The organism is Bacillus sp. FSL K6-0923 (assembly GCF_038630825.1).
GTDB lineage: Bacteria > Bacillota > Bacilli > Bacillales > Bacillaceae > Bacillus > Bacillus pumilus.
The window spans coordinates 553,279-565,406 of the sequence record NZ_CP152044.1; the positions used below are offsets into that span (position 1 = coordinate 553,279).

13 protein-coding genes are annotated in these 12,128 nt (G+C 39.0%); 8 read left to right on the forward strand and 5 right to left on the reverse strand.

Annotated features, from left to right (window positions below):
- Positions 1-34: 34 nt before the first annotated feature.
- The gene (locus MHI16_RS02720) at positions 35-1,474 is read left to right on the forward strand and encodes a DHA2 family efflux MFS transporter permease subunit (protein WP_061406899.1); all 1,440 of its coding nucleotides are present in this window, start codon (positions 35-37) and stop codon (positions 1,472-1,474) included.
- Positions 1,475-1,669: 195 nt separating this feature from the next.
- The gene (locus MHI16_RS02725) at positions 1,670-2,572 is read left to right on the forward strand and encodes an alpha/beta hydrolase (RefSeq protein WP_058015414.1); all 903 of its coding nucleotides are present in this window, start codon (positions 1,670-1,672) and stop codon (positions 2,570-2,572) included.
- Positions 2,573-2,647: 75 nt separating this feature from the next.
- On the opposite strand, the gene MHI16_RS02730 is transcribed toward MHI16_RS02725, so the two are convergent.
- Both MHI16_RS02730 and MHI16_RS02735 read right to left on the reverse strand, forming a co-directional pair.
- Positions 2,648-2,947, reverse strand: a complete 300-nt coding sequence (locus MHI16_RS02730) for a hypothetical protein (RefSeq protein ID WP_058015415.1) — start codon at positions 2,945-2,947, stop codon at positions 2,648-2,650.
- A gap of 13 nt (positions 2,948-2,960) precedes the next feature.
- On the reverse strand, positions 2,961-4,376 hold the full coding sequence (locus MHI16_RS02735; protein WP_235567076.1) for a lipase: 1,416 nt from the start codon (positions 4,374-4,376) through the stop codon (positions 2,961-2,963).
- Between the two features lie 111 nt (positions 4,377-4,487).
- On the opposite strand from MHI16_RS02735, the gene MHI16_RS02740 reads away from it, so the two are divergent.
- Positions 4,488-4,757 carry a hypothetical protein gene (locus MHI16_RS02740; RefSeq protein ID WP_058015417.1) on the forward strand — a complete coding sequence of 90 codons (270 nt, stop codon included), beginning with the start codon at positions 4,488-4,490 and terminating at the stop codon, positions 4,755-4,757.
- A gap of 52 nt (positions 4,758-4,809) precedes the next feature.
- Positions 4,810-5,571, forward strand: coding sequence for an SDR family NAD(P)-dependent oxidoreductase (locus MHI16_RS02745; protein ID WP_058015418.1), 762 nt, complete (start codon positions 4,810-4,812; stop codon positions 5,569-5,571).
- 117 nt (positions 5,572-5,688) lie between these two features.
- Here MHI16_RS02745 and MHI16_RS02750 read toward each other — a convergent pair whose 3' ends face one another.
- Positions 5,689-6,117: a UPF0715 family protein gene (locus MHI16_RS02750; RefSeq protein WP_321165909.1), complete on the reverse strand. Its 429-nt coding sequence runs from the start codon at positions 6,115-6,117 to the stop codon at positions 5,689-5,691.
- A 218-nt stretch (positions 6,118-6,335) separates the two neighbouring features.
- Here MHI16_RS02750 and MHI16_RS02755 point away from each other — a divergent pair, with 218 nt between their 5' ends.
- The gene (locus MHI16_RS02755) at positions 6,336-7,484 is read left to right on the forward strand and encodes a type II asparaginase (RefSeq protein ID WP_268467700.1); all 1,149 of its coding nucleotides are present in this window, start codon (positions 6,336-6,338) and stop codon (positions 7,482-7,484) included.
- Positions 7,485-7,516: 32 nt separating this feature from the next.
- On the opposite strand, the gene MHI16_RS02760 is transcribed toward MHI16_RS02755, so the two are convergent.
- Together MHI16_RS02760 and MHI16_RS02765 are read right to left on the reverse strand one after the other, a co-directional pair.
- Positions 7,517-8,416 carry an alpha/beta hydrolase gene (locus MHI16_RS02760; RefSeq protein ID WP_058015420.1) on the reverse strand — a complete coding sequence of 300 codons (900 nt, stop codon included), beginning with the start codon at positions 8,414-8,416 and terminating at the stop codon, positions 7,517-7,519.
- A 56-nt stretch (positions 8,417-8,472) separates the two neighbouring features.
- Positions 8,473-8,925 (reverse strand): MarR family transcriptional regulator, encoded by a 453-nt coding sequence (locus tag MHI16_RS02765; RefSeq protein ID WP_061406915.1) that lies wholly within the window; start codon positions 8,923-8,925, stop codon positions 8,473-8,475.
- Between the two features lie 204 nt (positions 8,926-9,129).
- Here MHI16_RS02765 and MHI16_RS02770 point away from each other — a divergent pair, with 204 nt between their 5' ends.
- The 3 genes from MHI16_RS02770 (at position 9,130) to MHI16_RS02780 (ending at position 12,127) form a co-directional block, all read left to right on the forward strand.
- The gene (locus MHI16_RS02770; RefSeq protein ID WP_061406917.1) at positions 9,130-9,735 is read left to right on the forward strand and encodes a TetR/AcrR family transcriptional regulator; all 606 of its coding nucleotides are present in this window, start codon (positions 9,130-9,132) and stop codon (positions 9,733-9,735) included.
- Positions 9,736-9,766: 31 nt separating this feature from the next.
- Positions 9,767-10,963: an MFS transporter gene (locus tag MHI16_RS02775; RefSeq protein ID WP_061406919.1), complete on the forward strand. Its 1,197-nt coding sequence runs from the start codon at positions 9,767-9,769 to the stop codon at positions 10,961-10,963.
- A gap of 132 nt (positions 10,964-11,095) precedes the next feature.
- Positions 11,096-12,127 carry an acyltransferase family protein gene (locus MHI16_RS02780; RefSeq protein ID WP_058015424.1) on the forward strand — a complete coding sequence of 344 codons (1,032 nt, stop codon included), beginning with the start codon at positions 11,096-11,098 and terminating at the stop codon, positions 12,125-12,127.
- Position 12,128 lies beyond the last annotated feature (1 nt).

A 12,128-nucleotide genomic window follows, 5' to 3' on the forward strand; every position in this document is an offset into this window, starting at 1 on the left:
TTAAATTGAAAAAAAGAAAAGGAGCCAACCTACTATGAACAAACAGCAAGCAGCAGCTTCTCAAATTCGAACGCTGCCCATCATTATCTCATTTATCACAGCCGGTTTTATTGGCCTGTTTAGTGAAACGGCACTAAATATGGCGCTGAGAAGCTTAACGTTAGACTTTGGAATTGAAGCGACGACAGCTCAGTGGCTGACAACAGGATATTTATTAACACTTGGTATTCTCGTACCAATTTCAGGACTCATTCTTCAATGGTTTACAACAAGACAGCTTTTCATGACGTCGCTCGTCTTTTCGATCATTGGAACTTTTATCGCAGCAGTTGCGCCAGTCTTTAGTATTTTAATGGTGGCACGTGTCGTACAGGCAGTCGGTACAGCATTGCTTCTTCCATTGATGTTTAATACGATTTTGGTAATCATCCCGCCTCATAAACGAGGCAGATCGATGGGGATTATAGGTCTTGTGATCATGTTTGCACCAGCTGTTGGTCCAACAGTCTCTGGTCTTATTTTGAAATCGCTGACTTGGCATTGGATTTTCTGGATTTCACTTCCGCTATTAATAGCTGCACTCGTCTTTGGTTTTATCTTCATGCAAAATATTACTGAGCCAACAAGACCGAAAATCGACATCTTATCGATTGTGCTTTCAACCATTGGTTTCGGAGGAATTGTCTATGGCTTTAGTAGCGCCGGTGAAGGCGGCGGCTGGAGCAGTATGCATGTGATCGTGGCAATTGTAGTAGGTGTCATTGGGATTCTTGTATTCTCTCTCAGACAGTTGAATATGAAGGAACCGATGCTGAACTTAAGCCCGTTTAAATATCCGATGTTTGTCATTGGGTTACTGCTGATCTTAGTGTGTATGATGGTGATGCTGTCTGCTATGATGATTTTGCCATTGTATTTGCAAACATCCTTGGCACTCACGACATTTACAGCAGGTTTAATGCTATTGCCAGGTGGAATTATCAACGGTCTGCTATCTCCAATCATGGGTGGTTTATTTGATAAGTTCGGACCGAAATGGCTTGTGATTCCAGGGCTTGCGATCGTTGCAGCAACAATGTTAGGTTTCACCAATCTAAGTGTGAATACATCGATTGGGTACATTGTGACTCTTCATATTACATTAATGGTCGGAATCGCGATGATCATGATGCCTGCGCAAACAAATGGATTAAATCAGCTGCCGCCAGAGCTATATCCGCATGGTACAGCGATTATGAATACATTGCAGCAGGTGTCAGGAGCCATTGGTACTGCGGTCGGTATTTCCATCCTGTCATCAGGAACCCGCAGCTTTATGGAAAATGTGGCTGATCCCTCAAATCCGATGAATCAGCTGCTCGCCTTTACAAATGGCGTCCAGCATGCATTTATCTTTGCTGTGATCATGACCGTCATTGGTCTAATTATCGCTTTCTTCATTAAACGAGTGAAGGTAGAGCAGCAAATTTCATAAAATAGACGAAAAGCACTGGGGACTTAGCGCCGCAGTGCTTTTTTTATTTGTCCAATGCTTGTTTCAAATAGGGCGAAAATGGGGAGATAGATAAAAAGTGAACCAAAGAGAATGTGCCGCTGATTCAGTAGAAGGAAAAGAGGAAAAAGAAACGAATGAGTTAAGAAGAAATGATTACGATAGGAGACTGAGATCATGAACTTACAAGAGCAAATCAAAATCGCTGCGTCTTTACGTCAACCAACTGAAGGTTCATTACCGAGTCAATCGGAACTAAAACCAGTTCATCCTCCTGAAGTGAACAAAATGGAATATGACATTCCAACAAGTGCTGGCGAAACAAAGGTATGGGTATTTAAGCCGGTCAACACATCAAAGCAGACGCTACCCGTTTTTGTAAATTTACATGGCGGAGGATTTATCCTAGGCAGTGCTGAAATGGATAACCACTGGTGTCCAGTTATTGCAGACAGGGCGCAATGTATCGTCGTCAATGTCGAGTATCAGCTTGCCCCAGAGCACCCTTTCCCAGCCGCTCTTCATGAATGCCACGATGTCCTGAAGTGGCTGTATGAACACCCTGATGAGCTTCAAATAGACCCTAAAGCAATAGCTATTGGCGGACATAGCGCAGGAGGAAATTTGGCAACAGCTGCTTGTCTCTTAAATATCCAAAAAGGGAACCAACTCCCGATTGTCTATCAAGTGCTTGACTATCCGCCGCTTGATTTAGCCACTGATCCAGCACAAAAGCCAGCGTTTGAAGAAGCGATCCCAGTTGAAATGGCGAGACTCTTTAATGCCTTCTATCTGCAAGGCCAAGATCCGCACAATCCGCTCGTTTCTCCAATCTTTGCCGATCGCTCATCCTTGGCTCAAATGCCACCAGCTCTCGTGATCACAGCTGAAAGAGATTCGCTAGCTCAAGAAGCCGAACAATATGCGGAGAAGTTAAAAGAAGCAGGGGTAGATGTCACGTACAGACAGTTTAAAGGAGTACCTCACGCCTTCACGCATGCCGGAGATTTAGAAATAGCTGAAGAGGCTTGGCATCTGATGAGTGATCAATTGAAGAAGGCGTTTGAAAAAATGTCATAATGGTTTCTCTTCAAAATAGGAAAAGCACAGGGGTAACCTGTGCTTTTTACTTCTGTTGTGATTTGATTATTTTCTTTATTTCGTTCTAATGCTATTGGTAAAAGCTTTTCTATCATGCTTAACCTGTAATGTTTTTTGTGCATTTTGATTTAGTCTATCCACTAATGCATCAAGCGATTTACCTTCAAATGATGAAAAAAGTGTTAAATATGTCTGAGCAATAGTTTTTGTTGATGCTGCTAGTTTTGTCGCTTTTGTAATATCTGATTTTAATGAGTTTATATCAGTTTTTGCTTGTGCTTTTAACTGTCTTTTTAGTTCATTTTGTTGTTGCACTTTTTTTATCATTTCTAATTCAGCGTTCATATCAGGCACTAATTATGACCTCCTATAACCTCAGCCATCTAGCTAATTCTTTATCTTTTTGTGTGAGATTTTCTGCCATTTTTACAATGAATTCGGTTATCTCTTCTAGATCCTGAATCATATAATGCAATGAAGCTTCAAATTTGTATTGCTCCTCTTTATCATAAAAAAGTGGTGTTTCTTTATCAATATACGGAGCTATTTCTAATAGGGCTTGATCGACGTCATTTGGCCCAAGTTGTTCAAATTGATCTAGTTTACTCTTAAATTGATTTGAAAGATTGTAAGTTGTTAAACTGTGTTCTTTTGGAAATGCTTCTACTTCTTTTTTAACGTTCTTCAACTCTTCTAATGCTAAAGTCAGTTGTTCAGCTAATCTTTTTGCAACAGCCTGATTTACTTTTATTGTTTGACCATCCATATCAGCATAAGAGGTCATTGTTTCTAAGTCACGATTATATACATCCTTACTTCCATTGATATTGATGATATTACCATTCTGATCAAATTTGAAATTAGACTCGCTTATAGCATGGGTGTCATCAATTCCAAGTGCTTGCATGATAAAGTCGGCTGCAATCGGTATAAGCGTACCAGACAAAGCAGTAGCTTTTAAACGTTTGTGTCTCTTTAGTCTTGCATCAGATGGATCTTTTGTATAAATCGTTGTTCCATTGTGTCGCTCATATTCAAGTCCCCATCCAGCACCAACCATGTCATCTGGGTTAATGATAGACTTATTCATTGCTCTGAAATCACCATTTTTTATTCTCTGTTGAGTTTCTTTGTCATGAAGCTTTACAATAGATGGATTATTGAATCCAACTGAATAGACACCGTTAATCACTCCTGCATAATCAGCCTCTGCTCCACCTAGTGAATGACCAGTAGCTGATATAACTGTATTGCCACCAGCGTACTGTCTTTTTACTTCTTTAACGAGCTGATCAGATTGATCGAATTGAGAGGTTTTAGTGATGAGTTTGTATTCACCGCTATTAAGCATAGCTTCTTGCCCTGGAGAACCAGTATATTTCGAAATGGTTTTAGTATAATCTTTAGTCTCGTTTTTAACGATATAGGGTGTTGTAGTTTTAGTTTGTAGCCCTGCAACTACGTTTCCTCCATCAGCTTTTATAACATCTTGAACAAGTTGATTTTTTGGATCAGTACCAGCGAAAGCTACGACAACGTTGTTAGGTGTATTTGTTTTAATCCATTTACCATTCTTTTTTTTTGCTTGAACTAAAACTATAGCATCAAGTCCTGTATCTTGATCTTTTGCAATTTTATCTATAAACCAATAAGAATGTTCATTAACCTTTAAAGGCTTATTTATTTCTTTATGTAATGAAATTGTTTTATCATTATAAGCTAGACCGCTTAATCTAAAGTACTCTTCATCTGATAGACTTGAGCGCTTTTGAGTCTCTTTCAAAATATATACAAATCCTTTCATTTTATGTAGAATTATATTAAAGGGTGATATTCAGTGAAAAAAACCATATTTATACTATTGGTGTTTATTATATCAGTTGGAGGATTTATTATGAAGTTAGAATCCGATAAGAATGAGCGTGTAAAAGATAAAGAACAAACCTTAGTAATGGAAGCAAAGAACCATATGGAACAGTTTATAAAAGAGGGATATCAATCTATTGAACAAATTGATTTCTCAAATGAATATAATATTGATCCAACTGGCGGAATAGAAGTAACAGGGTATTTAAATAATGATAGAAATAAAAAATTTTCTGGAATATATGATCCTACCAATAAAAAAATTGGTGTAGCTGTTGTCGATGCAGAAGAAAAATAAAATATTGTCATCGTTCCACAGTCGAGCAAAATAGTGAATAGGGGGATATCAAATGGGCTATACAGTCATTACAGGAGCAAGTTCAGGTATTGGATATGAGGCGGCACTAGCCTTTGCAGCACGAGGCAAAAATCTTATTTTAGCTGCCCGCCGGCTCGAGAAACTCCAAGAACTGAAGAAAGAAATTCTTGATCAATATCCCGATATTAAAGTAAACATACAGTCTGTCGATTTAACCGACATGGAGCAAGTGTATTCATTTTATGAATCATTGGCTGAATATGAGCTCGACACCTTCATTAATAATGCAGGATTCGGCCATTTCGGCTCGATAGGAGAACAGGATTTAAGTAAAATTGGAGATATGCTTCACCTAAATATCGAAGCCTTAACGATTTTATCCACTTTATTTGTTCGTGATTATGAGCAAGTAGAAGGGGCTCAGCTGATCAACATTTCTTCAAGAGCAGGCTATACAGTCGTCGGTAATGCCGTCACCTATTCGGCCACGAAATTTTACGTGAGTGCCTTTACAGAAGGATTGGCGCTAGAGTTGAAAGAAAAGGGAGCTAAATTACAAGCAAAAATATTAGCACCTTCTGCAACAGAATCAGAATTTGCAAAGCGTTCATTAGATGTAGATCAATTCGAATATGAAGGCAATATCAAGAAATATCATACATCAAAAGAAATGGCAGCTTGTCTGCTCGAGCTGTATGACCATGAAAAAACAGTCGGTATTGTTGACGGTAAGACCTTTGATTTTGAATTGAAAGATCCTTTTTTTTCACATGCGGGTTCAAGTATGAAATAGAAAAGACACATCACTGAGGGAAGAAGTCCTCGGTGATTTTTTTATGGCATGATTGATTAGTGTGTCAGCATATGTAGAAGAAGACCTCATCCTTCATGCGAAAAAAACACCTTCACATTAGGCGTTTTTTTCATATGTTCTTTGATAAAGCAAAGAATCAGAGATCCAGTAGATCAAACTGCTCATGATGATGATGGGTATAGATACTGAACTCCCAATACCATCGATCACAAAAAGCATGACAACCATTGCGATCAGTAAATAAGCAGCAAGATAAAGTGGATGGAAAGCCTTTGGCTGCAAAGAAAACAACAACTGCAAAGGAACCGCAAAGACGAAATAACAAACAAAAAAGATGGGAACGTAAAATACCATGAACGCAGGCTCTCCCTGAATCGGTGGATAGAAGCATACGAACAGACTGAGTAAAATCGAACTAAGGAATAGTGTGATTAGGATTTTGTGAAATGATTGAAGCATTTGTAATAGATATATTCCTTTTTTGTAAAATTTACTATATTTTATCATAAATTGATAATTTAGCATCGTTTTCTGTCATTCATTGAATAACCTCAATATTCTCTTTTTTAAAAGTGAATTTAGGTATTTAGATGTAAATAAATAATTAAGAACATGTCTTTTTTTCCTTTATTTGGTTCTGTATCTTTCGCCTCATGCTGATGAATGAAGGAATGGTATAAAGTAAATCCTATAGTAAGAGACCTAGCTTTGTATCCATCACATTTAAGAAAAGAGATGATCGAATGAACGTAACAAAATGGTTAGGTGCTGTCCTTCTTTCTGTTTTATTACTGTTGACAGCAGCTTGTGCCAATACAAGTACCCAAGAGAAAAATCATAGCGGAAACGAAACCGCATCTAAGGAATCCAAGGACAAAACGACAGCCGTAGAAACAGGGAATAAGTCCTTATCTAATATTAAGGTTTTAGCGACAGGCGGGACGATTGCCGGCAGCTCAGACAGTGATACAGATACGACAGGATATAAATCTGGTGCACTTGGTATCGATAAAGTCATTGCCTCAGTTCCTCAGCTGAAGGATATTGCAAACGTAACAGGTGAGCAGGTGGCGAATGTAGGCAGTGAAAATGTGGATGATGCTCTTCTTTTAAAATTAGCCAAACGAGTGAATAAACTCTTAAACGATGATCAAGTCGATGGGATTGTCATCACACATGGAACAGATACTCTTGAAGAGACCGCTTACTTTTTACATTTGGTTGTCAAAAGTGATAAACCAGTTGTAGTCGTTGGCTCAATGCGTCCAGCATCTGCTATCAGTGCGGATGGCCCGCTAAACTTGTATCATGCTGTGAAAATTGCATCCACAAAAGAAGCCAAAGGCAAAGGTGTCATGGTCACATTAAATGATCGAATTGCATCAGCTCGATTTATTACAAAAACAAACACGACGACAACCGATTCCTTCAAATCTCTTGAACATGGTTACATTGGAGAAGTTACTGGTGAAGTGGTTTCTTTTTATAACGAACCGATCAGAAAACATACGTCAGAAAGTGAATTTGATGTATCAAACATTAAGGAATTACCACAAGTCGATATTTTATATGGCTATCAAAATGATCAAAAATACATGTATGATGCAGCAGTAAAAGCAGGAGCGAAAGGGATAGTCGTTGCCGCAGCCGGCAATGGAACGATGTCAACTGAAGCCATCAAAGGGGCAACAGATGCCGTGAAGAAAGACGTGGTCCTCGTGAGATCGAGCCGTGCGGGGAATGGGATTGTGACCCATGAAAAAATGGATGATGAACATCACTTTGTCTCATCAGATTCATTGAATCCACAAAAAGCTCGCATTCTGCTTATGCTCGCTCTAACGAAGACAAAAGATCCAAGTAAAGTGCAGACATATTATGAAAAGTATTAATGAAGAAAGGGACCCGAAGCTTCGGGTCTTTTTTATGCGTGCTCCTGATGATGCCCTTTTGCACGTGTTTTTAAAGAGAGTAAAATATCTCGCCAAATATCGTCTACATCCGTAAGAAAATGTCCCGCTTCATCGATATAATAGGTTTTGACGTTTGGAATGCTAGGCGCCATTTTTTCTATTTCGGCAAATGGAGCCATCGAATCTTCTTTTCCATGCCATACATCAACAGGGATTTGTATATCCTTCATATCAAATGCCCACGGACGCGAGAGCAAATCTGGTTCACGAATACATTCATCCACCGATTGACGAGTGGCTTCGTGTAAATGTGTCATCATCATCTCTAATTGCTCATCGGTTTGAAGAAATTGACGGTCCCATGGATGTAAATGTTTGTTCCCATTTTTGGCCAGCTTCTTAAATTTTTCCGGTTTGTTCTCAATCATTTTTTTCTGAGAACGGTAGCTTGCTTTCAATAACCAAGGGAACTTCTTACTGAGGAAAAAAGCCAATTTGTTTTCTTTGAGCATACTTTTAGGCGGTTTTCCGTCCTGAAATGGCGTTGTACTTGAAATCAGAGCGGCTGAAAGAACTCGATTCGGCAATTGATAAGCACAGCCAGCAGCGAATGCGCCGCCTCCAGATACACCCATCACTGAAAAATGGTGAATACCGAGATGATCTGCTACCTCTAGCACATCTTTTGCCCAATCTAAAATCGTGCGTTCAGGTTGAGGGGTAGATAAACCAAATCCTGGTCTGTCTAAACAGATGAGACGAACACCGAGCTCTTTAGAAATCGGGTCATCATCTAAAAACATCACTCTTGATCCAGGGGTTCCGTGAAAAAAGAATACTGGAAACCCTTCAAGATCCCCGTATTCACACAAACCAATATGACGTCCATCTTGTAAATGAATGCTATCCATATTTTCATCTCCTTAATAGTTTAATTAACTTAAATGTTGGAGAAAGAAACACCAGATCAAGGCGCTTCTTTCGCAATCTGATAGATTTTTTCGTATAGAGACAATAATGTTTTTAAATCTTCTTTTGGAAGCTTTGCATAGTATTTTTGAATGAGGTGCAATTGAATTTCTTCTGTATTCTTGTGAAAGTCATGACCCTTTTGAGCAAAATCAACAATGATTTCCCGCCGGTTATGTGGATTTATTTCTCGTTTGACATAGCCAAGCTGTTCTAGCTTTGATACAAGCTGGCTAGCGGCACTTGCCGAAATGGAAAAGTAATCAGCTAGTTCGTTGATGGTTCTTGTTTTTGTCCGTAATAATTCAAGTGTCAGCTCTTGTTTGGCTGATAAATCTGCATATTCATGTTTTAAAAATCGTTGATACTCTTCTACATAGATGGAGCCTAGTGCATTCGAGTATTCAATGATTTTTTTACTGTAATGAATGATTTCCTCATCCAATGACATCACCTCTATTTCATTATAGGCAATGTTTATAGTTAAGTGAAGTTAAATATTAAGAAATGTTAAATGAGGGATGGCACAAGTGATCGTTTCGATGACTTTTTTATTGTATTTCGAAAAAAATCCATTTATAATAAAAAAATAAACCAACTGGTCGGTTTTGATTTGTCTTAATGAAGAAAAGCAAGGTAGAAGGGATTGTAAAAGATGACAAGTACACAAAGCGGGGCTGAAAAGAGCGAGAAGACGAAGCGAAAAATCGTCACCGCTTCACGTGATTTATTTGCAAAAAAGGGGTACTCAGAAACTTCTGTGCGAGATATTCTAGAGGCGGCTGAGGTGAGTAAAGGTAATCTATATCACCATTTTAAAGGAAAAGAGTTTTTGTTCCTTCATATCATGGAAGAGGATCACCTCTTGATGATGGAGACGTGGTATCAGGAAAAACAAACGATGCAACAGGCCATTGATCAGCTCGCAGGATTTGCAGAACTGCTCAGTCAAATGGGCATTAATTACCCATTAATGAGAGCAAGTGAGGAATTTTGTGCAAGTGCCTTTACATCCGACGAGGTCATGGAACGGCTGAACAAGATTGATGCAGACTTTGATGATGTGATGAGAGACATCATACTTGAAGGTAACAAAGATGGCAGCTGGTCGATCCAGCATGTCGAGTCAACAGTGAAAATATTATTATCCGTTTTTTACGGATTAGACGTGTTGTATAAAAATGATCCAATCGAAGAGAAAAAAGAATTACAAAAACAAGCGATCTCATTGATTATTCACGGAATCAACCATCATGAGTAACAATTGAATCAATAAAGGGGAAACAAACATCATGCAAAAACCGATTCGTGAGCAAAAAGCTGTTCTCGTTATTTTATTAAGTAACATATTTATTGCCTTTTTAGGCATCGGTCTCATCATTCCTGTCATGCCGCTGTTCATGAATGTGATGCATCTAACGGGGAGTACGATGGGATACCTTGTGGCGGCGTTTGCTGTGGCTCAGCTCATTACATCACCTATTGCAGGGAGATGGGTAGACCGCTACGGAAGAAAGATTATGATTGTGTCAGGCCTGTTTCTATTTGCGTTATCAGAACTCGTCTTCGGTCTTGGGACACACGTGTATGTGCTGTATTTTGCAAGGCTGCTAGGCGGCATTAGTGCGGCATTTATTATGCCTGCTGTCACTGCTTATGTCGCAGATATCACGACCGTTCAAGAAAGATCAAAGGCAATGGGGTATGTATCAGCGGCCATTAGTACCGGCTTTATTATCGGTCCTGGGATTGGCGGATTTATTGCAGAATACGGTGTACGCCTGCCATTCTTCTTTGCAGCAGGGATTGCCTTTATAGCCGTCATTTCGTCTATGTTTTTGCTGAAGGAGCCATTAACAAAAGAAGAGCGAGCGAAGCAGATGGATCAAGTGAAGGAATCGACCTTCTTTAAAGATTTGAAAAAATCGATCCATCCAAGCTATCTCATCGCTTTTATCATTGTGTTTGTCCTCGCGTTTGGACTGTCTGCGTATGAAACGGTCTTCAGCCTGTTTACAAATCATAAGTTTGGATTTGGTCCAAAAGATATTGCGGTGATTATTACGGTCAGCTCGATTGTGGCGGTTATCATCCAAGTGCTGGTGTTTGGGAAACTCGTTAATACCCTCGGGGAAAAAAGAGTCATTCAGCTCTGCTTGATTGTTGGAGCGGTGCTTGCTTTTGTCTCAACTGTCGTGTCAGGTTTTATGGTGGTGCTCATTGTCACATGTGTAATTTTCTTAGCATTTGATTTATTGCGTCCAGCATTAACGACCTTCTTATCAAAAATCGCTGGCAATCAGCAAGGATTTGTCGCAGGGATGAATTCCACCTACACAAGTCTAGGTACGATATTCGGCCCAGCCCTTGGCGGGATTTTATTCGATCTAAATATACATTTCCCATTTCTATTCGCAGGTGTTGTCTTATTTCTCGGATTAGGATTAACCTTTATTTGGAAGGGGAAGGCGACGGTTGCATCTGATTAAGGGCTCTAACTAGGGCTCTTTTTTTTGTTCCTGTGGATAAAGTATTGAAATAATCACAAGGTCTCTGTTGATGAGGTGTTATTCATGTTAATATGATGAATATTTTACCAAAATACTAGAGGAGGATTTTCAATGCAAATTAAAGAGATTTTTTATATTCGATGTATCTCGTGTTTGAGTGTTGTGCTCATTCATGCAATAGCCATTTTATCTAGCCCCCATTCATCATCTATTCTTGTAGCACTACTCATGTTCAGTACACCGAGTTTTATTTTCATTTCTGAGTTTTTATTGGCGCATTCTTATCCAAATGGTACACCTAAAGGATTTATGTGGAAGAGAGTGAAAGCCATCTTTTTCCCATTTGCATTTATTGGGATTGTCGATGGGTTTTTGCATTCGGCATCGTTAAATGGAGGAGCAGCTGATTTCTTTAAAAGAGCTTCAGCAAATGTCTTATTGGGAAATTATATTGGATATTTTGTTCTGATTATTTTTCAATTTTACTTTTTGCACATGTTTTTTCACAAAATGGCTAAGCGTACCTCAGCCAAATGGGTATTGCCGATCTCCTTTATCATCACAGTTGGTTATTTAAGTGTCATGAACCTCGTCAAAATCCCACAACCTCAATTACCTAATCCAATGTTCGGCTTAGAATGGATTCCATTTCCAGGTTGGTTATTCTATTTTTGTTTAGCCTATTATTGTGGAGCGAATTATCAGCAGTTTATCACAAGACTTCATCGTTTTAAGTATGCCGTGTATGGACTTGTTTTGATTTCAGCCGCGACCCTTCTAAGCAATTCATATGTAGGTTTTTTCGAGCCTTCTTCTAAGAGGCCAGACGTTGTTCTTTATACAGTCAGTATTGTCTTCTTATGTTTTCTCTTGTTTTCTAAAGTGAAAAGCGTTCCACCTTTTGTAGCTGTCATTAGTCAATATTCATTCACCATCTATTTGCTTCACGGGTATTTTCTAGGTATCTCTGTGTTGCTATGGGGCCAATTAAATGATTATCCATTCTTTGTGGGGATATTCATAATATCAGCACTTGCAATTGCTGGACCTATCCTATTGTCACGGTTAGCAAATCATTATAAATATGGCTATATGTTTGTCGGTAAAATCAACAGAACGAGGCGAAAAACAGTCGCCTCATAAA